Source organism: Stenotrophomonas sp. BIO128-Bstrain (genome assembly GCF_030128875.1).
Lineage (GTDB): Bacteria > Pseudomonadota > Gammaproteobacteria > Xanthomonadales > Xanthomonadaceae > Stenotrophomonas > Stenotrophomonas bentonitica_A.
Genome location: NZ_CP124620.1, coordinates 1,080,955 through 1,101,206, shown reverse-complemented (window position 1 = coordinate 1,101,206; position 20,252 = coordinate 1,080,955). Strand labels below are relative to the sequence as shown.

The 20,252-nt window shown below is 61.7% G+C and carries 18 protein-coding genes and 1 pseudogene; 6 read left to right on the top strand and 13 right to left on the bottom strand.

Translation table 11 applies throughout. The annotated features are described in order from the left end of the window. Positions 1-2 precede the first annotated feature (2 nt). Complete coding sequence (locus POS15_RS04940) at positions 3-1,016, bottom strand: efflux RND transporter periplasmic adaptor subunit (RefSeq protein ID WP_284129109.1); 1,014 nt, start codon at positions 1,014-1,016, stop codon at positions 3-5. A gap of 297 nt (positions 1,017-1,313) precedes the next feature. Here POS15_RS04940 and POS15_RS04935 point away from each other — a divergent pair, with 297 nt between their 5' ends. After that, positions 1,314-1,898 (top strand): TetR/AcrR family transcriptional regulator, encoded by a 585-nt coding sequence (locus POS15_RS04935; RefSeq protein ID WP_345782481.1) that lies wholly within the window; start codon positions 1,314-1,316, stop codon positions 1,896-1,898. 1,137 nt (positions 1,899-3,035) lie between these two features. Here the strand turns inward: POS15_RS04935 and POS15_RS04930 are convergent. Then, the gene (locus tag POS15_RS04930; protein WP_284129108.1) at positions 3,036-4,067 is read right to left on the bottom strand and encodes an NAD(P)-dependent alcohol dehydrogenase; all 1,032 of its coding nucleotides are present in this window, start codon (positions 4,065-4,067) and stop codon (positions 3,036-3,038) included. 118 nt (positions 4,068-4,185) lie between these two features. On the opposite strand from POS15_RS04930, the gene POS15_RS04925 reads away from it, so the two are divergent. Next, complete coding sequence (locus POS15_RS04925; RefSeq protein ID WP_284129107.1) at positions 4,186-5,157, top strand: LysR family transcriptional regulator; 972 nt, start codon at positions 4,186-4,188, stop codon at positions 5,155-5,157. 101 nt (positions 5,158-5,258) lie between these two features. On the opposite strand, the gene POS15_RS04920 is transcribed toward POS15_RS04925, so the two are convergent. The 7 genes and pseudogenes from POS15_RS04920 to POS15_RS04890 all read right to left on the bottom strand — a co-directional run bounded on the left by POS15_RS04920 (position 5,259) and on the right by POS15_RS04890 (position 11,530). After that, positions 5,259-6,164, bottom strand: coding sequence for a LysR family transcriptional regulator (locus POS15_RS04920; RefSeq protein WP_284129106.1), 906 nt, complete (start codon positions 6,162-6,164; stop codon positions 5,259-5,261). Positions 6,165-6,219: 55 nt separating this feature from the next. After that, positions 6,220-7,406, bottom strand: a pseudogene (locus tag POS15_RS04915) (low temperature requirement protein A). Positions 7,407-7,423: 17 nt separating this feature from the next. Beyond that, complete coding sequence (locus tag POS15_RS04910) at positions 7,424-7,693, bottom strand: hypothetical protein (RefSeq protein ID WP_284129105.1); 270 nt, start codon at positions 7,691-7,693, stop codon at positions 7,424-7,426. A gap of 91 nt (positions 7,694-7,784) precedes the next feature. After that, on the bottom strand, positions 7,785-8,540 hold the full coding sequence (locus POS15_RS04905) for a type 1 glutamine amidotransferase domain-containing protein (RefSeq protein ID WP_284129104.1): 756 nt from the start codon (positions 8,538-8,540) through the stop codon (positions 7,785-7,787). A gap of 62 nt (positions 8,541-8,602) precedes the next feature. Further along, positions 8,603-9,376 carry an SDR family oxidoreductase gene (locus tag POS15_RS04900; protein ID WP_284129103.1) on the bottom strand — a complete coding sequence of 258 codons (774 nt, stop codon included), beginning with the start codon at positions 9,374-9,376 and terminating at the stop codon, positions 8,603-8,605. 252 nt (positions 9,377-9,628) lie between these two features. Further along, on the bottom strand, positions 9,629-10,822 hold the full coding sequence (locus tag POS15_RS04895; RefSeq protein WP_284129102.1) for an MFS transporter: 1,194 nt from the start codon (positions 10,820-10,822) through the stop codon (positions 9,629-9,631). Positions 10,823-10,825: 3 nt separating this feature from the next. Beyond that, positions 10,826-11,530, bottom strand: coding sequence for a type 1 glutamine amidotransferase domain-containing protein (locus POS15_RS04890; protein ID WP_284129101.1), 705 nt, complete (start codon positions 11,528-11,530; stop codon positions 10,826-10,828). A gap of 155 nt (positions 11,531-11,685) precedes the next feature. On the opposite strand from POS15_RS04890, the gene POS15_RS04885 reads away from it, so the two are divergent. Beyond that, complete coding sequence (locus POS15_RS04885; protein ID WP_180889541.1) at positions 11,686-12,594, top strand: LysR family transcriptional regulator; 909 nt, start codon at positions 11,686-11,688, stop codon at positions 12,592-12,594. 386 nt (positions 12,595-12,980) lie between these two features. On the opposite strand, the gene POS15_RS04880 is transcribed toward POS15_RS04885, so the two are convergent. Next, on the bottom strand, positions 12,981-13,493 hold the full coding sequence (locus tag POS15_RS04880; protein ID WP_284129100.1) for a ClbS/DfsB family four-helix bundle protein: 513 nt from the start codon (positions 13,491-13,493) through the stop codon (positions 12,981-12,983). A gap of 235 nt (positions 13,494-13,728) precedes the next feature. On the opposite strand from POS15_RS04880, the gene POS15_RS04875 reads away from it, so the two are divergent. After that, complete coding sequence (locus POS15_RS04875) at positions 13,729-14,352, top strand: CerR family C-terminal domain-containing protein (protein ID WP_284129099.1); 624 nt, start codon at positions 13,729-13,731, stop codon at positions 14,350-14,352. A gap of 277 nt (positions 14,353-14,629) precedes the next feature. On the opposite strand, the gene POS15_RS04870 is transcribed toward POS15_RS04875, so the two are convergent. Beyond that, complete coding sequence (locus POS15_RS04870; protein ID WP_284129098.1) at positions 14,630-16,039, bottom strand: DUF3987 domain-containing protein; 1,410 nt, start codon at positions 16,037-16,039, stop codon at positions 14,630-14,632. 72 nt (positions 16,040-16,111) lie between these two features. Beyond that, positions 16,112-16,504: a hypothetical protein gene (locus tag POS15_RS04865; RefSeq protein WP_284129097.1), complete on the bottom strand. Its 393-nt coding sequence runs from the start codon at positions 16,502-16,504 to the stop codon at positions 16,112-16,114. A gap of 458 nt (positions 16,505-16,962) precedes the next feature. Here POS15_RS04865 and POS15_RS04860 point away from each other — a divergent pair, with 458 nt between their 5' ends. Beyond that, positions 16,963-17,211 carry an AlpA family phage regulatory protein gene (locus tag POS15_RS04860; protein WP_284129096.1) on the top strand — a complete coding sequence of 83 codons (249 nt, stop codon included), beginning with the start codon at positions 16,963-16,965 and terminating at the stop codon, positions 17,209-17,211. Positions 17,212-17,494: 283 nt separating this feature from the next. Then, the gene (locus POS15_RS04855; protein ID WP_284129095.1) at positions 17,495-18,838 is read left to right on the top strand and encodes an inovirus-type Gp2 protein; all 1,344 of its coding nucleotides are present in this window, start codon (positions 17,495-17,497) and stop codon (positions 18,836-18,838) included. A gap of 37 nt (positions 18,839-18,875) precedes the next feature. On the opposite strand, the gene POS15_RS04850 is transcribed toward POS15_RS04855, so the two are convergent. Continuing rightward, positions 18,876-20,105: a hypothetical protein gene (locus POS15_RS04850; protein ID WP_284129094.1), complete on the bottom strand. Its 1,230-nt coding sequence runs from the start codon at positions 20,103-20,105 to the stop codon at positions 18,876-18,878. Positions 20,106-20,252 lie beyond the last annotated feature (147 nt).

Genomic DNA, 20,252 nt, shown 5'->3' with positions numbered 1-20,252 from the left:
TCTTATTCTGCTGCGGCTGCGGAGGGGGATGCCTTATCTGCAGTGGTCACAGACACTGTCTTGCCTGGAATGGCGTTCTGGCGACCATCGGTGATGAGCCGGTCGCCAACTTTCAGACCCTCAGAGATCAACCATTTGTCGCCAATGGCCCGCTCGACGCGAACTTTCGCCTGATGGACCACACTCTTCTCATCGACCGTGAGAACAACCGCTTGTCCCTGCGTGTCTCGAGTGATCGCCCGCTGCGGAACCAAGATGGCGTCTGGTCGGGTGCCCTCGTGCAGAGAGGCGCGCACGAACATGCCCGGCAGGAGGAGAGAGTCCGGATTCGGGAACAGCGCACGCAGCGTTACCGCGCCCGTGCCCGGATCGACGCTGACTTCAGAGAACTTCAGAGTGCCGCGGTGAGCGTAGGGCTTACCATTTTCCAGGACCAAAGAGACCTCGGACGCGCCCTCTGCATTGATGGACAGAGTGCCTGCGGCGATCTCTTCCTTCAGTCGGAGCACTTCGGTTGACGGTTGCACAATGTCAACGTAGATCGGATCGAGCTGCTGGATGGTGGACAAGGCCTGTCCCTGACTTGCAGACACCAGCGCGCCCTGGGTCACAGTGGACCGCCCTACTCGGCCACTGATAGGCGCATTGACCCGGGTGTAGTTCAGATCGATGCGCGCCGACTGCGCGCTGGCCGTAGCCTGTCGGTATGCCGATAGGGCTTCGTCCTGCGCTTGCTTGCTGATGGCCTGGCTGCCAGCAAGAGAGTCGTACCTCTGCGAAAGCAGGCGCGCAGACTGAAGGCTTGCCTCTGCGCGCGCGAGCGTCGCCTGAAAGGGCGCCGGATCGATCTGGTAGAGCGTCTGGCCGGCAGTGACCGTGCTTCCCTCCTCAAAAGTTCGCTTCTGGATAATCCCGCCGACCTGAGGGCGAACCTCAGCGACGAGGAAGGGCGCGGTCCGACCGGGCAGCTCAGCTTCGAGCGTCACTTTTTCGCTTGCCACAGTGTGAATGCTCACTTCAGGCGCAGGTGGCGCGTTTGGACTGGGCGCCGAGCCATTTCCGCAACCAGTGAGTAGGATTGCTGCGATCAAGGCAGGAGCGACCACAGCCGCCGGGTGGGGACGTCGAAAGGTCATAGAGGAACCTGAGGAGGGGGGAAGAGTGAGCAGGATGTTAGGTAGGTTGGCCGACCTAATATTCAGCGCGAATTCTAACTCGCAGGACGCTAAACGTAGGTTGAACGACCAATCTAGATTGATTGACCTATTTTTGCTATGCTTCCACGGATCATGGGCAACGATGGAGGGCCCTAAGTGCCAGTAGAGAAAGAATCAGCGAGAACACAGCAGCGAAAGGCACAGGTGCTGAAGGCTGCTGCGGATTGCTTCCGGGAGAACGGCTTCCACCGGAGCAGCATGTCGAAGATCTCCGCTCGTGCGGGCATGAGCTCAGGACACATCTATCACTACTTCGCCCGGAAAGAAGACATCGTCGCTGGCTTGGTGGCTCAGGAAGAGGGCGAACTCGCTGCCGTGGTGAACGCCGTGAAGGACCGCTTGGCAGTCACAGATGTGGTCTCGGCCATTGTCGAAGAGACCAGCAAAACTGCGGAGCGCTACCTCGCCGCCGGAAATGCGGGTCTTACGATGGAGATCCTTGCAGAAGCCGCACGCAACGAGGAAATCGCGAAGCAGGTAGCCCGCAGCGATGAGGACGTCCGCCGATCTTTCTATGAGCTCTTTGGGAGTGACTCGCCAGAGATGGCCTCTCGCTGTGAAATCGTCGCCGCCCTGCTTGACGGTCTACAGGCACGAGTCCTTAGGAATCCGAAGGTGAAAGATCAATTTGACGTGAACATCTTGAAGAATGTGCTTCGGGGCATTCTGACTCCTTGCTAGAACTCGACCGCCCAGGACATGTCGTGGAACTCACCTTGATAAGTCAGCCCGCGTTGCGTCTCCCTAGGCCTGGCCGTCGAGCTGGCAGCTCGAAGGCTCAGGCAGTTCTAAGCGCCTCCTGTCAGCACTTTGCGAGCTTTGGCTATCTTGGAACAAGGCTGGAGGACATCGCCGCCGCGGCGCAAGTGACGCGAGCGACCATCTACGCACACTTTAAGAGCAAGGAGAACCTTTTCGCCGAGTGCCTCACTGCGCTCTTTAACGAGCTCCCCAGACCCGCAGAAGTGATCGGAACTCAAGGCGGAGACGTGCGAGAGAGCCTCACACGCATCGCGAGACGACTGTTGGGAGCGGCACTTAGCCCCCCCTCACTCGGCATCTATCGAATGCTGATCGCCCCTCATCCGACAATAGTCGGGCTAACGGGCAAGTTCTGGACTGAATCTGTAGATCCGCACCGCAGGGCATTCCAGGATGCCCTGCGTCACTGGATGTCGGAGGGCCTCCTGACTATTGAGTGTCCAGCAAAGGCGACGGGACATTACTTCAGTCTCGTTCTTAACGATCCCACACTAAAGTGGCTCACAAGTACAAATGAGAACATCGCGTTCTTCGATCTCGATGCTCATGCCGAAGACGCAGTGAGTGCCTTTCTTGCTGCCTACCGACCAACCAGAGGCTAAGCAAAAAACGCTGCCGGTGGTTGCCTGAGCGTCCTCGCACAGTCGAGCGGATCCCATTCCGCACGGCCGGGCTATGCCGGCGTCGATTTGAGGTTCTTCCACCGCCGCCGGTGTCGGGAACACTCTTCTTCCACAAACCGACCGTCGCCGCATTGCCCTTGGTAGCGTCGTTCTCTCAGTTCCTTGGCGATTGGCCGATGAACAACGCTGACCTTGCGCTGTACTCCTTCGGGGCTACTCATCTGAGGCTGTGCCTGTGGATCGAGCTGGTACCATTTCCTGGAGCATCGAAGGGTTTTTTGCAGCGGCGCGGGTGCCTCCAAAACTCGACCGTAACCAAGCCCTCCATTATGCAATGCAGGCATTCTGGGACTGTGGCGACGACCGCGCGTCAGTCGCAGCCTTGGCAGAGAGTGACGGCCAACTTCCGCCGCCTGATCTAGGGCGCCCCCTGTCATGCAGTGCGAATGACCACCTTGCCGAAAGGACCTTCCTTAAGCCGGGCGAATGCCTGCGGCACCTCAGCGAAGGAAAACACCCGATCGATGACCGGCTTGATCCGGAGGACGTCGATCGCGCGATTCATGTCTTCAAAAGATCGCCGATGTCCGACGGAAACGCCGCGCAATGCGGCGCGACGGAGCTGCAGCGGAATGGCCGGCAAGCGGATGTCCGTGCCCTTCATGAAGCCGATCTGGAGGATGTTTCCCCCACCGGCCACGGCGCGCACGGACTGGGCCAGATTGTCGCCGCCCATCATCTCCAGGATTTGGTCAGCACCCTCGCCCTCTGTCAGTTCAACAACCGCGCGTCCCCAGTCCGGCGTCTGACTAGTGTTGATGGTCGCCCACGAACCAAGGCCCGCTGCCCTGCTAAGTTTGCCGTCGCTACGCGAGGTGACGATGACCCGGGCGCCCAAGGCCGTCGCAAACTGCAGGCCGAACAGCGATACGCCGCCCGTGCCTTGCACCACGACTGTCTGGCCCGCGCGCACATGGCCCGCCTCGGCCAGAGCGAACCACGCGGTAAGTGCGGCAACTGGCAGTGTGCAGGCCTCTTCGTCCGACAGGGACCCGGGCGCCGCCACGGCGACATCCTCATGGATGAGTACGTACTGGGCAAGCATGCCGGGCAGCGGCCCGCCAAGCGAGAGCCCGTGCTGGATCATGGCCGCCGGCGGTTGGCCATCAAGCCATTGCGTCCAAAAGTTGGCCAGCACCTGATCGCCGGGTTTGAATCGAGTCGTGGCCGAACCGGCCGCGACCACCTGCCCTACCATGTCAGACACCGGCACGAAAGGCATCGTAGGTGGCACCGGCAGCAGCGCGCCTTCGATGACCAGCGCATCCCGATAGTTCAGGGATACCGCAGCGACCTTCACCAGCAGCTCATTGGGCCCGGGTGCGGGTATCGGGCGCTGCACCACCTCCAAGCGCGCCATCCCCATTGCTGGCAACTGCCAGGCTTTCATCACCGTGTTCGTCATGTTCAATCCTCTGGCATCTCGCATCATCGCGGCGCACCAGTCTATTGACGAATACACCTCTCAATGACGTACATTTAGGCCATAGAATGGAAACTTCAGCTCTTCAATAAGAAGTCCTATGGCCACTTACAGCGCTTCGCGCCTTCAAGGCATCAGCATGTTCGTTCAAGCTGTGGATGCCGGCAGCTTCACCGCTGCCGCCCAACGGCTGCGCGTCACCAAATCAGCGGTCGGCAAGAGTGTTGCAACCCTGGAGCAGCGGCTTGGGGTCCGGCTGTTGGAGCGCACGACGCGTCGGTTGGCCCTCACCGAAGAAGGATCGGACTTCTACCAGAGCTGCCTGAAGGTGCTGGCCGAGTTGGACGAGGCCGAATCACGCGCAGCGTCGCGTCGACGGGAGGTGGCGGGCACGCTGCGAATCAGCCTGCCTGCGAGCTTCGGCAGGCGATGGGTGATGCCACAGCTACTCAAGATCGCAAGAGAGCATCCCAAGCTTCGGCTCGATGTGCGCTTTTGCGATCGGGCAGTCGATCTCCTAGAGGAAGGCATAGACATGGTGGTGCGGTTGGGCGAACCAGGTAACAGTGCCTTCTTGTCGTCGCGATACTTGGGACATCAGCGTGTGGTGACCTGTGCGTCGCCTGCATATCTTGCGGAGCGCGGCTCACCTTCATGCGCAGCGGATCTTGCCACCCACGACTGCCTTACCTTTGCGGCCGCGGGTGGCATCATGCCCTGGATGCTGCCGCGAGACGCTGCGAACACAACAAGTCTCATGATCGAGGGTCGGCACACCGTCAGTGACGGGGAGGCGCTCCGATTAGCGGCGCTCGACGGGTTGGGTGTTGCCCAACTGCCAACTTGGCTGGTTGCAGATGCGCTGGCCAGCGGCGCCTTAATAGCTGTCGTGGCACCTCAGGGCGTGCTGGGAACGCCGATACAAGCCTTGTGGCCAACGACCCGCGACCTCGCACCAAAGATCCGGGCCACCGTGGATGAACTGCTGGCTCAATTCCTGCCGCTCGCGCCCTGGGATTCGCCTCCACAGGCCCACCGGTCGCTCACCGCTGCCGTTGGCCCACTCTCATGAGCGGCGGTGTGGGTATCGCATGATCCAACGCGTCCATCGCTGCTGCGTCCGCAACCGGCCATGATTGGCTCCGGCCACCCCATCGCCGACCTGGCCCGGCCTCACGGGTCCAAGTGGGGTCGCACCAGGGCCTCGAACCACTCGATGAACGCGTTGAGCCGGCGCGAACGCTGCCTGCGGTTGGGGTAGACAAGCGATACCTGCATGGGCGCGGCGCGAAAGCCGGGCATGACTTCCACAAGTTCGCCCCTGTCGAGCAGGTGCTGGACATCAAACCGGGGAATCTGGATCAATCCCATCCCCGCCACGGAGCAGGCGATGTAGCTTTCGGCGTTGTTGACGATCACCCGGCTGGGTACGGCGACCAGCCGTTCCTGGCCCGACACAACGTAGTCCCAGGGAAGCTCCCGCCCGGTGGAAGGTGAGGCATAGCCCACCGACAGGTGGCCCTGGAGCAGATCATCCGGCCCGGCCGGCACGCCATGCTCACGCAGGTAGCCCGGGCTGGCGCAGTTGATCAGGGCGATATGCCCCAGCGGACGAGCGACCAGACTGCTGTCGTGCAGTGCGCCGATCCGCACGGCGCAGTCAACCCCTTCGTGCACCAGATCGATCGCACGGTCGGTCGAGCCCAATGCCAACTGAAGGCCGGGATAGCGGCGCAGAAATCCTGGCAGCGCGGGGGCGATCAGCCGGCGCGCGATGCGGCTGGGCACGTCCACGTTGAGCCGTCCGGAGATCCTGCGTTGGCTGGCATGAAACAGCTGCTCGATGTCTTCGGCGTCGCAGAGGAACAGGCGTACCCGCTCCAGCAACTGCACGCCATCGGCAGTGAGCCGCACCTGCCGCGTCGTCCGATGCAGCAGGCGCGTGCCCATGGCCGATTCGAGTTGCTGCACCGCCGCCGATACCGACGCGCGCGGTACCTCCAGCGCATGGGCGGCCTTGATGAAACTCCCCATCTCGGCAACCTGGACGAAGATGCGGTACTGATCGAGTTTGTCCATTCATCCTTTCCCACAAAACTCGCTCGCGCCGGGAACCCGCCCTAGGGGAAACGCCTCATTCCCTGTCGTTGCGACGACGCTCCCGCAGCAGGCGCCCCTCCCAGAAACTCACCACCAGCACGACCAGGGTGGTCAGCCAGCCCATGACCAGCAAATCCACGCCCCATGCCACCGGCACCAAGGCCAGCAGCATCAGCACGCCGGCCAGGTGTGACGCCGGCACCACGCCATAGACCACCCGCTTGTAGATGGCACTGCCCAGCAGGTAGATCGCCGGCCCTGCAAGCAGGATGGCCGTCTGCGCCAGGCCGGGATGGCATGGGGATGGGCGAGCACCAGGTCGTTGCCGACCGCCGAGGCGATGACCCCGGCAATCAGGATGGCATGTACGTAATGGAAATAGGCGCCGATGCGTCCGGGGTCGTCCGAGCGTGTGATGGCGGCCGTCGCACCCTTGCTCGACGTGCCGAAATACAGCCACCACATGGCCAATGTGCCGATGAAGGTGGCCAGCAGCGCCAGCACCACCGGTACATCCCAGGTGGCCGCAGCGGCAAGGGTGGCGCCGCTGGCGAGCACCGTCTCGCCCAGCGCCACAATCACGAACAGCTGGCAGCGCTCGGCCAGGTGGCCGCCCTCGATGGTCCATTCCTGCGTGTGCGAACGGCCCATCCCCGGCAGGGCAAAGCCGAACATGGGCGAGACGTATTCGCAAAGAACGGCGACCAGCCACAACAGCGCACGCGCCTCATGCTGCGCCAGTGCCCCGGCGATCCAGAACACCGCCGAGATCGACACCCAGCCCAGCATGCGGTGGTAGTTTGGCGCCAGCGGATGCCCGCCGCGCAATTGCAGCGCGATGAAAGCCGTTCTTCCAACCTGCATCGCCACGTAGGCGCCGGCGAACATCAGCCCCCGATCGGAGAATGCCATCGGGATGCTGGCCGCCATGACCAGCCCGAGCAGCATGGTCACGAACATCATGCCGCGGATACGCGGTGTTTCCGAATCGAACCAGTTGGTCACCCAGCAGGCGTACTGCCACCCCAGCCAGACCGCGAACCACAGGATAAGCGTCTCGAGCACGCCGACGCCGGTGAGGTTATGCAGCAGTTCGTGGCTGAGCTGGGTCACCGCAAAGACGTAGACCAGACCAAAGAACAGCTCTTCGTAGGTCACCCGCGCGTGGTGGCCGTCGCGATGGCGGAGTAACGGATGCTCCGAACCGGGCCTGCTGGACATGGCTGTCATACTGTTCTTCACGAATGCGAAAGGCGCCAGACGATGAGGCCGGCAACAACCGCGGGGACCGCGAAGACCAGCAGCAGGATCGGAAGCTCATCGCGCACGCTGTAACCGGCATGCGCCACGCCCACCCACATATTGACACCGGCCACGACCAGCCAGGCCGGCACGAAGACCTTGGCCGCCAGCACCATGCCTGCCGCGTTCGCGACCCAGAGCCAGCCGAACAGGACGAATACGCCCAGCAGGAGCAGTCCTGCGGCCATCACCATCAGTACGTGCATGTCCCCTCTCCTCTGTTTCCTGTTGACCGCGCAACCCACCAAAGAAGACCGACGGCGCCGCCCATGCCGGTGCCCGCCATGCCCAAAGACCCTACTCGTCCAGCGCATCGAGCACCAGCTCGGCGGTGAGCCCACTGCTGTACTGCTGCTGCCCGGTGATCAAGCGCCCATCGCGGATCGCAAACGGTTCGTTCGCGCCCCGGCAGCGGTAGGTGGTGCCCTGGATCCGGGCGGCTTCGCCCTGGATGGTGTAGTCGTTCAGGGTCATGCCAAAGGCCTTGTTGACCTCGTCCTCCTCCTCGTCGCTGAAGCCGGTCCAGGTCTTGCCTTCGGCCAGCAACCTGCCATCGGACAGCCGCGTCCAGAGCAGGAGGCAAGCGCCGTGGCAGATCAAGGCGACGACCTTCCCCTTCTCGTAGAAGTCGGCGATCAGCGCGTGCAACGCCGGGGCGTCCTTGAAGGTGAGCAGCGGCCCGCCCCCGCCGGCAACCCACACCGCGTCGTAGTCGTCCACGTTCACCGCACTGATCGGCAGCGTCTGCCTGAGCAACTGGCCAAACCCGGCGTGATGGAGGAAGCCCAGGGTGACCAGGTCGTCGGCGTAGGGGCCGCCGGGCGTGCGCGGGTCGCTGTGCGTGTCGATCATGACCTCGCCGCCTTCCGGAGACGCCAGGTCCACCCGATGCCCGGCTTCTGTGAACATCAGGAAGGCGCGGGTCATCTCTTCGCCAAAGAAGCCCACCGCAAAGCCCTTCAGCTCGGCGGTATTGGAGACGATCGACAGGATACGGCGCGGCTTGCGCTTCACGCCGATGCGGGTTTCAACTTTCAGGTCAGACGCTGGCATGGCTGTGCCCTCCAAAGTTCAACTATCGCCCGGGCCCAGGCCCCGGCGGCGGGCATGGATGCCTACTTGGTGGTGTATCCACCATTGATGAGGATGGTCTGCCCGGTGATCCACCAGCCGTCGCTCACCAGGTGGCGGATGAAGGGCACGACATCCTCGATGTCGGTCAGGCCGGTCTTGCTGAAGGGCGAAAGCGCCGCGGCCGTCTTGTGGTAGGCCACCGCATCGGCGCCCTCGGCCGGATAGAAGAAGGGCGTGTCCATCGGGCCCGGGCCGATGGCCGTGACCGAGATGCCGCGTGCACCGAACTCCTTGGAGGCCGCGCGGGTGAAATGCTCCACCGGCGCCTTGGTGCCTGCGTAGGCGGCATAGAACGGGGTGAAGGCGCCCAGCAGCGAGGTCACGATCGTACAGATCTTGCCGTTGTCATTGAGATTCCTGCCGGCTTCCTTGAGGAAGAAAAAGGCGGTCTTGGAATTGACGGCCGTCATCTGGTCATACTCGGCCTCGCTGATCTCGGCCATGGGCTTCTTGAGCACCTTGCCGACGGTATTGATGGCGATGTCGGGCTTGCCGACCGCCGCGACTGCATCGGCGAACAGCTTTTCGACGGCACCGGCCGTGCTCAGGTCGCCCTGCAGCGCCACGGCCTGCGCACCGCTGGCCTGCACCGCGGCGACGGTGGCGTCGGCAGCGGCTTTGGAGGCGGCGCTGTTGTAGTGGATCACCACGGCCTTGGCGCCCTGCGCGGCCAGGTCGCGGGCGATCAGGCCGCCGAGGTTCTTGGCGCCGCCGGCGATGAGGACAACCTTGCCCCGGATGGAATGGTCTGCCATGGAAAAACTCCTTCACGAATCACGGAGAGTTGAGCTTAGGCGGCTCCTGCCAAGCGATAATCCGCGTCTGACTGGATAGATAATCCAGAAAAACAGCCCAATGAAGGAGAGCTCGGTTTCGGCTCTCACAATTCGCACCGGAAAACGAGGGCTCGCGCCATGAGCTTTCTCATGAAGATCGCCCCATTTGTTGCGCCTGCCGGGTTAGATGCCTGCGCCGCACGCCGGCACGAACCGTTGCCAGCAGAATGATCAGGTCACAAGTCTTTCAGCCTGAAATGCCGGACGCTGCATCTGCCAGAGCATCCAGACGATCCCAAGGCCCACGGCGATCGTACCGACCCAGGCCGTGCTGGTCAGCCCCATCGCCTCCAGGCTGGCACCGCCCAGCAGCGAACCCAGCGCGATACCGCCATTGAAGCCGGCGATGTTCAGCCCAGCCGCCACTGCCGGTGCCTGCGGCGCGTGGATGTGCGACAACCCGATCACCCGCGCCTGCAAGGGCGGCACCGCCGCATAGGTCAGCGCACCCAGCAGGCCGGTCAGCAACACCATCAATGGCAGCGACGGTGCCGATGCCCAGATCGCCAACAGAACGACGGCAAGGCCGACCAGTACGGTCATCACCGCAAAGTCGGCCCCCTTGCGGTCGGCCAGCCGCCCGCCCCACACATTGCCGATGGCGGCCATCACGCCGTAGCCCAGCATCAAAAGGCTCGCCGTGCTTTCACTGACGTTCGTCACTTGCAGCAGGATCGGCATAATGTAGGTGTAGAGCGCGAAGGACCCCGCATACGCCAACACGGTGATGCCGGCTCCGGCCAGCAGACGCGGATTGAACATGGCTTTCAGGCCATCCATCGCATTGGCCTGCGCCGAGGCACCGTTGCTATCTGTCGGCATCAGGGCCAGCAGGCCGACGAACCCAATGGCACCACTTGCGGCCACTGCCATGAAGATGACCTGCCAGCTCAACACGCTGCCCAGGTAGGTGCCGAGCGGAACGCCCAGCGCCAGGGCCAGAGTCAAGCCGCCAAATACCACGGCCACCGCCGCACCGGCCCGATGCCGGCCCGCCAGTTGGGTTGCCACGCTGGATGCTACGGCGAGAAATACCCCATGTCCCAGGCCGGAGGCGAAGCGGGCCACCAGCATGGGCGTCAGTGCATCGGACAGACTGACTACAGCGTTGCCCAGCGTGAACAAGCCCATCGCTACCAGCAGCAGCCGCTTACGCGGCCAGCGGGTCGCCAGCGCGGTCAGGCCCGGCGCACCAATCACCGCGCCGAGCGCATAAGCCGTGACCGCCGTGCCGACCTGGGCGACGCTGGCATGCAGGTGGGCGGAGATGGTGGACACCAGTCCGATGGTCACGAACTCGGTGAAACCCAAGGCGAACGCGCAAAGCGCGAAGACGTAGATGACGAAAGGTATGCGCTCGTTCATGGCTTAGGCCTGATCCACGGACGCCGCTACCAGCAGCGGCAGCATCGCCTCGGCCACACCCTTGGCCGAAGCGGGGTTCTGGCCCGTCACCAGCCGCCCGCTCACGACCACCTGCACCTGAAAGTTCGACGCGGGCACATGCCGGGCACCGCGTTCCTGCAAAGCATCGGCCAGCAGGAACGGCACGGCGTCGTACAGGCCGACCGCGCGTTCCTCGTCGTTGGTGAAGGCCGACACGTCCTTGCCCGCGACAAGACAACGACCATCGGACAGCTTGACGTTCACCAGCCCGGCCGGGCCGTGGCACACCGCCGCGACCACGCCGCCACGCTCGTAGATGCGCGCCGCAATGGCCGCCAGTTCGGCGTTGTCCGGGAAGTCCCACATCGTCGCGTGGCCACCGGCGTAGAAGATGGCGGCGTAGGCATCGGGATCGACCTGCGGCGGCGCCAATGTGGTTTCGGTGGCGCATCGTAGCGCCGCATCGTTCCAGAACGCGGCATTGATCGGATCGTCCAGGTCAAGTCCATCGACGTGCGTCTTGCCCCCCTGGGGACTGACGAAATCGACCGCATGGCCGGCGTCGGCCAGTACCCGATGCGGATGCGTGACCTCGGACAGATAGAAACCGCTGGGCGCGGCTTCGGTGGCGCCGGCCGGCCCCTTGCGGTCGTGGCTGGTCAAGACGAAAAGGATGCGTTGGGTCATCGAAAGGCTCCTGCATGGGGATCGAGCACCCCGCCGGGCACCTCCAGCGGGAGCGTGCGCGTTGCGGTATGCGAAGTAAGGAGCCTAATTCTGGTGAATCCGGTATATCCTTTAAATGACCACAATAGACAAACACTTTCTCCAGAATTGTCCAAATGGCTCTGCGCAATCTCGATGATCTGACGGTGTTCGTGCATGTGGTGGACAGGCGCAGCTTCTCCGCCACAGCACGCGACTTGCACCTCGCACCCAAGACTGTCAGCAAGCAAATCGCCCGGCTGGAACAGGCGCTCGGCACCACCCTGTTCGAGCGCAACACCCGCAATCTGCGCATCACCGGCGAAGGCCGCGCCATCGCAGAGCGCGCGCGGGTGGCCCTGGCGGTGCTGGAAGAAGTTCAGGAACTGGCGACCGGCGGCAGCCAAGAGCTGAGGGGCACCATCCGTCTTACCGCGCCCACGCCGTTCGGGCGCAAGTTCGTGGCCCCAGCTATCCATGATTTCTGCCGTCTGCATCCCAAGGTCGGTGTCGACCTGCGCCTGTCCGATCAGGTGCAGGACCTGTTCAGCGGCGACCTCGACCTGGCGATCCGCATGGGCGAGTTGGCCGATTCGCGTTTGGTGGCGCGGCGCGTGGCCGACAACCGGCGCATCCTGGCGGCATCCCCCGCCTACCTGGAAGCGCAGGGCAATCCCGCGCAGCCGGAAGAACTGGAACGGCACAACTGCCTAGTGTTCGCCTACCCGGGCCTGCTGCAAAGCACCTGGCCGCTGCGCAAGGGCCGCCGGGAGAAGCCTGTCGCGGTCAGCGGTACGCTGTGCAGTGACAACGGCGATGTGCTGCATGCGTGGTGCGTGGCCGGGCTGGGCATCTCGCTGCGCGAGACCTGGGACATTTACGAGGAACTGCGCGACGGGCGGCTGGTGCGCGTGTTGCCGGACTGGGAAGCAACGCCCTCGACGATCAGCATCGTGCGGGCGCGGCGAGAGCCGGTGCCGCGCAGGCTGACGGCATTCAGCGACTTCCTATTGAGGCGCTGGCAAAACGCGCCGTGGGAGCGTTGACCTTGCCTGCTGGCGCTAGTGAAAGACCGTCATGGACATCCCCGTCGTTGCGTCAGTGGGACCAACTCAGGCGCAACGCAATGGCGAGCTCAGGGGCAATGCGGGCGACCAATGCCGCGCCGATGGCTCTTCACCGCTGGCTAGCAGCTTCTTCCGCCAGGCGTGCCCGGCCCTCCGCTACCTCCTTGTTTCCCGGACTGCGAAGGCAGCACGCGACGCTGAGTTGCCTTCATCTACCTAGCACAACGTAGTCCTTGCGCAGCAGCGCTGGGTTGGTCGAGCCGGCCGACCCTGCGAGCCCCGCTTTGCTGCACAGGCCTCGCTCCCGATGAGCTAAGCCGACACGCTGAACTGCTCACGGGATCACAACATGCACCGAATCCCCGTCAAGCTATACCGTTGGCCTTCTTCCATTTGCGCAGTCGCCCCCGCGCGTTAGCATAGGGCGATGATGTGTTCAACTGGATCATCCGACCCTGAGTATACTTTTCATACCAAAGCGTGCGGTACAGCGAGGCGTCGGTCCCCCGCTCCACCAAGGCCACGATTAGTCCATGCACATCCGCGAACTGCCGGAGCAAATCTGCGTACGCAATGCCGGCATGGTCGGCATAGAATTTATCTGCCAACCTACCCAACTCGTTCCACTTGTAGCCGGTTTCAGGGAAATCGACCGGCAATCCCTTGGCTTTGCCTTCGGACCATTTCAGCACCAAGAGATTCCAGCCAATCAAATAGGCCACCAGATCGGACACGCTTATCTGCGTCCCCTGCGCATGCCCCTCCAGTGTCATCTCGTGAGCACGCTCAGGTGGCACGCTTGCAAGGCCAGCAGCCAGCTTCAAATATGTCGTGCGAATTGCATCCAGCAACTCTTGCTTGTTCTGCGGCACCGCCACGTAAATTCTCCTGCTGTCATGGCGATAGTACCGCACTGCGCTGAATTCTCCCTCCGCGAGAACATAATGAAAAGCGTGCGTGGAAAAGAGAAGCCGTTAGGGATTCGTAGCAGGTTAACTACACAGTTGCCTGCTCGCTCCGTGACCGACACAGGAGACATGCCATGATGCGGAGGAAGCAGATAGAGACCTTGGAGACACACCGACCTGCGTCGCGCGTCCGGTCTATACCCGGGTGGACGGAGACGCCACCAAGGCGCGGATCTTGGAAGGGGCCGGTGACCTGTTCGCCCGGCAGGGGTTTGCCGAAACCACCGGCAAGGCAATTGCGGAGCAGGCCGGTGTGGACTTGGCGTCCATCAACTACCACTTCGGCAGCCGCAGCGGGCTGTACCAGGCCGTGCTGGCTGAAGCCCATCGCCGCGTGGTGAGCCTGGCCGACCTGTCACTGCTGGCAGAGCGCGATCTGGCGCCCAGTGACCGGTTGCTGGCCCTGCTGCAGGGCATCGTGGGTTCGGTGACCAGCGCGGAAGGCTGGCATGTGCGCGTACTGGCACGCGAGCTCGGCTCGCCGTCTTCGCATCTGCAGGCGCTGTTCACTGACGAGATCGCGCCGAAGCTTTCGCATGTGCTGGACATTATCAGTGCCATCACCGGGCTGCCCAAGGAAGACCCTGCGGTGCTGCGCTGCCTGCTCAGAGTAGGCGCGCCGTGCCTGATGCTGCTGATCGGCAGCAACCTCCCTGGCCCACTCCAGATCATCGCGGGAATGCCACAACACGCGTTGATCCGGCACCTGCACGCGTTTGCGATGGCTGGCCTTCTTGATGTCGCCAAGCAGCGTACGCTGCCGAACTAGCGGGAATACTTCCACTCAGGCAGCGGCGCCATCGGGCAGCCTTTGCCAGAGTGGTTGACCATTCCAATGCCGCATGTCGCCACACGCCGGGACGCTCAGGAGGCACCGAGTCAGTGCCTCCTGTGGGTGTCCGGCGGGAGCATTTGCACTTCGATTTTTGGGCTCGCCATTTCCGTAAACAATGGAACGGGCACCCGATGTCCGCTTTTCGGCCATAAGCGGGCTTGTCCCAGATTTGCTTAGATCGCCGAGCACGCCCGGGGCACTTAGTGGAATGTCACTCGACAGAAGGGATCCGCATCAGGGTGCTTTCACGCTTCCCAACAATCTCTACGACTTGGTTGACCTTCAACCATGCCAGAGCGGTCTCCAGCCGCGGGCCGCGCAGCCCGGCCAACCTGATCACGTCGGCGAGCAACGCGTGCCCCAGCGTCCCGCGCACCGTCGCGAAGCACTCCAAGACCCACCGGGCGTCCTGGATTGGGCGCGGCAATTTAGGGGGCTTGGGAATCTTAATGCGGGTGGGCCACGGCTTGCTGAAGGCACCTTCTTTCCGCGATGACGTGGACTCCCGCCGGGCCGCCTCGACGAAGATCATCTGGTGCTGGGTCAACGACCACTGCACGATCGCCCAGGCGCGCTGGACCAGCTCCAGGCTGATCTCCGTGCCCTCTCCGCATACGACCTGGAACACCGCCGCTATTCTCAGCGTGTTCTCCCACGCTCGATTAACGGCCGGCTCAATCTGCTCGTCGTAGCAGGTTTCACGCCATCCCTTGAGGCGAAACTTCAACTCGGCCATGAAGGCCCTTGCCTCATCTCCGAGGACAATCTTGTCCCTGATCAACTCGCCCGTCGCCTGCTTCTTGTCGGCCTCGTCCATCAGATCCTGCAAGCGGTGATGAAACTTATTCAGTCCGCCCCCCGGCCAGCTTGGCGGCATGTTGATATCGCAGGCTCCAAACCGCTTGGGGTCATGGCAAGCCACGATGGCACGCCCCCAAATCCCTTGATGAAAGCTCTTATTGTTTGTGCGTTTCATCTCCGGATAGAACACCTCACCCTGCAGGCGAACCCCGAGCGAACAACGGCCATCAATGGCTGCAAGATCCACGCCCTTAACGACGTGATCCAAGTCGAAACCGCTGTGGAGCTTAGTGAGGCTTCCGCCCATCCTGACAAACAGATCGCTCTCCAAGAAGCTTCCGCCATCCTCGTCGTTGACGCAGACTGAACGCGCCCGGCCATCCAGGCACTCCAGCAGTGCGCGGTAGCTAATCATTGTCAACATTCGACCGTCTGGTTCCTGGAATTCCGGGCCATCTACGAGCGAGCCCGCTTTCTCAACCGAACGCTTACTCGCGCGGATCTTCCGGGCAACCAACCCGGCCTGCCGATTGTGCTCGATCAAGGGTTTGAAGAACTCACGGTACGAGGTCCCCTTGCCGCGCCCACTGGGTGCGAGCGTCAGCATAAAGATTGTCGTCGGCATATGCCTATAGTCCAGGCCCACGACGTCATACAGGCGTTGCACGGGAACCACGCAAGCGGCGATGGCATCCATCAGGAGGCACTCGGCCGGGACGTCGTCCTCAAGGCGGCGGACTTCGCAGGCAGCACTGTAAAGCAGATCAGGAAGGGCATTGATCGGGCATACCCTGGACAAGTGAGGAAACGGGTCGAGCATGGAATACCTCTATTCATGGCAAGCAGGCGCAACGCGCATGCAGCGTGGCGGTTAGCGAGTAGCGTGAGCGGCTTACGGCGGCGCACTCCTCGGCGGCGCTCGGCCTTGGAACGAGGCGGCAAAGACGGTGTCCGGCGCCTTGGCCGCCTTCTCCAACTCATCCAGGATCGCTTGGACGTGGCGGGGCTCGACCGTCAGCCGCAGGACTTTCAGTCGCTGGTTCACAGACGCACATATCGCGTCCAAAGACACGTTGCGGGCCCTAACAGCCTCAAGGATGGCCGGCTTGGCCGCACGCAGGTACAGCACCTCGAGGCCGAGGCAATCAATGTCACTTACCAATTCGGCGAGCAACTCCGGATCTAGCGTATTGTTCGATGACATAAAGGCTTCGCATTGAAGAATGCGCGAATTCAACCCTTCTTCGAAACGACAAGCCAACATTCCGCGGAATGCTCCGAACATTCCGTTAGCTGCAGTGTGCGGGTCCCCTGACCATGCGGACGTCGGTGGGCATGTCGAGTTAACCCCGTAGGCTGCGCAACACCCATCGTCAGCTCATCGCGATGACGCAAAGTGGCGTCAACTATTGACCGGAAAGATGCGGGCCGAAATGCGCACCGGACTAAGCACCAGGAGCCTGGCGAGCCTTCCGTCCGGCAACCACATTGCCTGTCGTCGCCGCGGAAGGCCGCCAGTCCGTTCGCTGGAGCCCTCTGTAACCGCCATTTAAGTTGAAACCAGCCGTCACCCCTCTCGCGGCGCCGCGACTGGTCCGACGAGGCCCTGCTAGGTGCCCACGGTTGCACGGGGCGCGAAACGCCCAAGAGCCTTTCCGGAATGTTCGGAACATTCCGCGGAATCGTCGCCTACATTGAATCTTTCGTGTTCTATAGCGATTCTTCCCACGGAGCACGTAAAAGATGTCAAGCATTCCCGCCAACAACTGGGCGCTGCACAGCTACCCGACCGACGGTTCCCGCACCTACCCTCCCGACACCATGCTGCGCCTCAACCAGGTGTGCGAGATCACGGGGAAGAAGAAGAGCTCGCTCTACAAAGCCATCGCGGATGGCGAGTTTCCTGAGCCGAAGAAGATCGGCAAACGTGCCGTGGCTTGGAGCGCGAACGTAGTGTTCCAGTGGGTGGCTGAGCGTCCGTCTGCCCGCTAAGTCGACGCGCGTCCCGGTTGCACCGCTTGTGCCACTTTGACCGATTACGGGTCTCGCGACCCCATACATGCAGCGGTCTTCGTACTTCACGGAAACCCGGTATTTATTAGCTAATTGTTTCGCTCTTACCTACTCGTTTGCACGTGTTTCTCAACTGATAAACAAGCCACTTGCTACATCCCCCCTTCATTTAGCTCGGATGAATGAACAGGGGGCAATTTCCCCCATCAACCTTTGTTCCCCCTTGCAGGCAACGCCGTTCGGGCAACAGGAAGAACAGAACATGCATTCTCAAGTCCAACGCCCCAGCAATGCGGCGAATACTCCCACCATTCTTGAGCGCTCGATCGCTGACGTGATCGAGCGCGAAAGCCGCTATCAGGACATCCTTGATACGCATGTCAAATATCATCTTCCCGACCGAGACCAGTGGGTCGGCGGCTTGGACGACCACCGCTTCAAGACGCATTGCAAAAGCCTGCTGAAACTTCATGCCGCCCTTGCTGATGGCGATGGTGTTCCCTGCTTAGACATCCGAGCCCCGTTCCGCACGGGGGGCCCGTCGTTGCCCGCGGTCAAGCTCAAGTCCCTAGGCATGCGCATTCTTAAGTGCTGCCAGGTCCATGCCGACAATCCCCACTGGAACGCCGCTTGGGCGAACCATGTCTTCCATCCCGCTATCACGGTTTTGCTCCGTTCAATGAAGCGCTACGCCACGCGGACTGCCCTGTGCCATGTCAACGGCAGTGGCATCAGTCATGACCTTGAGCTCGGCACCTTGACGCGCCATCTGGCGCGCTTCGTGCGCCGCGTGAACCGATCTTGGAAGTACATCAATGCCGTGAAGGCCTACACGCGCAAGGAGGAGGACAACTTCAAGAGCGCGCGTCACTTCGTATATCACTTTGCCGGCAAGCACACCCGTCTCTGCTTCCTACGCATCGACCTTACTCTCCGTACCGCTTGGAAGGACTTCAGCCACTCCGAGGCCGCAGACAAGGCAGTAACAGGCTTCCTCCGCTCGTTGCGTAGCAGCGCCTGCCAGCGCAACCTGCTCCCCGGCTACTTGGGCTTCATCATCAAACGCGAGAACGGCATCTCCCGCGGTACGCATTTCCACCTTCTCGTGGTGTTGAACGGCGATCATCAGGGCCTTACCAGCCGCAGCGTCGACTACATCTCCGATGCCCTTTGCGAAATGTGGCTGCGGCGCATCGGCCATGATCGCGGCAGCGCCCACAACAGCTACAAGGACCGTCGCTCCTGGCCGTTCAATGGACTTGGGCTGCAAGACTTCCAGAGCATCGAAGCGCTTGTGGGCCTGCGCTACGCTCTTTGCTACCTAACGAAGCAAGACTGTGTTTTGAAGACCAGCAACGACACGATCAAGAACTTCTGGCGCACACCGACTCCGTGCGGTACTCGCAAAAAGCGTGGTCCCAAGCGCAAGCGCCAAGACTATCTGTCTCTGCTTCACCACTCGCTGGACGGACCCCGCAGCCCATATCCGCCAGGCTTCGACCCAACGCCATATGTGCTGGCACACAAGCGCAGGCAAGACGCAAAGAAGCCGCGGTACGGCGCCTGGGACAAGGCACCCATCACGGATGATCGCCTCTCGGAATAGCCACGCCCAGCTGCACCCACGAAACAGGCAAAGGAGCCTACTCCAGCTCCTTTATCCCAAATTTCTCACGTACAGCACGCAATTTCCCCCCACGTTTCCTTACGCTTTCCTCTAGCCCTGAAACGTCATCCTTGTCGAGGCGCTCCCCGTCAATCAGATACACCAAGTCACCGACTTCCATTCCACCGAAGCCGTGCGCCATGAGCTTCTCCGCTAAAACAACTCTCGATACGCTCAGTTCCCGATCTTTGAGTTCAAACCAAAAATCGGCAATCGCCAGGATCAGGGCAAGACCGTCGCTCGTGAAGTCGAACTTGTACCTTGAATATGCGCCACCGCCGTGCAGCTCGTCTATCTGTCCAATCTTGAATTCGCCACGCTTGCCACCACCCTGATCCCGGCCAACTGTCATCCACACGAACTTCTCTGCTGTTCGGTCGGCCCTGTACCTGAAGGCCTTGGCCGCATGTTGCTTCAGCCAGGGCCCAACCCCCGTATTACCACCAACGATCGCCTGTAGCCCGTTGAGCCTGTATGCCGCCTGGAACATCCAGTAGATGCCTGGAGCACGCTCTTGATGCTCAAACGGATAAGCCACGAGACCTAGCAGATCAATTTTCTCCTGCTTCAATTTCTCGATGTCTAACACATCCAGAAATAGTTCCGATACGCTAACAGTAACACTGGCACGGAATCTATGATCATCGGCACGTATACCAGGCTCGCCGCGACGATTAGCCTTTTCCCACTCCTCTTTGTCCACGATGGCCGCGCACTCAAGCTCAACCTTCACCAGGTCGCGGACGGCTTCTATTTTCTCCTCTTTCCTGACTGGTCGACCTCTGAGATCCTGCCCGGTCACGCGATACGTCCGCGCCGGAGCCAAACCCCAGCCCATAAAATTTGGCGACGTGCAAACTTCCGCATGCCCCAATTTTTCGATCGATGCCGTGTCCAATCGCAGAAAGGCGATGCCGTCCGTCAAGTTACTGGCTTGCAGTTGAATTGCGTCCAAGTCTTCGGACGACGCCGATTCCCATGAGATTTCCTCTAATAGCTTCTTCTGGCCCTCGTCCATTGGGGGGAATTCCACTTTGGAAGTCCGGTGCACCAAGTGACGCATCTGGTCCACCTCGAGATAGAGAGGGATGTCCTTTTTCAGCAAGTAGGAAATTGGATCCTCCCCGACTGGCAGAAGTGCCTGCCACTCATTCCGGACTTCGCCTCTAAATTGCCGCATGCGGCCTTCCCTGCTTGCTTTTTTCACCAAAGCACCTCATTGCAAGATCGATTGGATATCGCCCCCTATCCTCCCCGAATGACCGGCATTCCCGCAATGGCGCCGCGAGGCTGGAAACTTGTCCCGAAGAGAAAAAAGGATCCAGCCGCATGGGGAGGACGCCTAAGCGCCCTC

What these genes read in the sequence shown, in the direction of transcription:
- POS15_RS04930 (WP_284129108.1), bottom strand. Translation starts at nt 4,067, where the DNA reads ATGACGAACACGGTGATGAAAGCCTGGCAGTTGCCAGCAATGGGGATG.
- POS15_RS04925 (WP_284129107.1), top strand. Translation starts at nt 4,186, where the DNA reads ATGGCCACTTACAGCGCTTCGCGCCTTCAAGGCATCAGCATGTTCGTT.
- POS15_RS04920 (WP_284129106.1), bottom strand. Translation starts at nt 6,164, where the DNA reads ATGGACAAACTCGATCAGTACCGCATCTTCGTCCAGGTTGCCGAGATG.
- POS15_RS04910 (WP_284129105.1), bottom strand. Translation starts at nt 7,693, where the DNA reads ATGCACGTACTGATGGTGATGGCCGCAGGACTGCTCCTGCTGGGCGTA.
- POS15_RS04905 (WP_284129104.1), bottom strand. Translation starts at nt 8,540, where the DNA reads ATGCCAGCGTCTGACCTGAAAGTTGAAACCCGCATCGGCGTGAAGCGC.
- POS15_RS04900 (WP_284129103.1), bottom strand. Translation starts at nt 9,376, where the DNA reads ATGGCAGACCATTCCATCCGGGGCAAGGTTGTCCTCATCGCCGGCGGC.
- POS15_RS04895 (WP_284129102.1), bottom strand. Translation starts at nt 10,822, where the DNA reads ATGAACGAGCGCATACCTTTCGTCATCTACGTCTTCGCGCTTTGCGCG.
- POS15_RS04890 (WP_284129101.1), bottom strand. Translation starts at nt 11,530, where the DNA reads ATGACCCAACGCATCCTTTTCGTCTTGACCAGCCACGACCGCAAGGGG.
- POS15_RS04885 (WP_180889541.1), top strand. Translation starts at nt 11,686, where the DNA reads ATGGCTCTGCGCAATCTCGATGATCTGACGGTGTTCGTGCATGTGGTG.
- POS15_RS04870 (WP_284129098.1), bottom strand. Translation starts at nt 16,039, where the DNA reads ATGCTCGACCCGTTTCCTCACTTGTCCAGGGTATGCCCGATCAATGCC.
- POS15_RS04865 (WP_284129097.1), bottom strand. Translation starts at nt 16,504, where the DNA reads ATGTTCGGAGCATTCCGCGGAATGTTGGCTTGTCGTTTCGAAGAAGGG.
- POS15_RS04860 (WP_284129096.1), top strand. Translation starts at nt 16,963, where the DNA reads ATGTCAAGCATTCCCGCCAACAACTGGGCGCTGCACAGCTACCCGACC.
- POS15_RS04855 (WP_284129095.1), top strand. Translation starts at nt 17,495, where the DNA reads ATGCATTCTCAAGTCCAACGCCCCAGCAATGCGGCGAATACTCCCACC.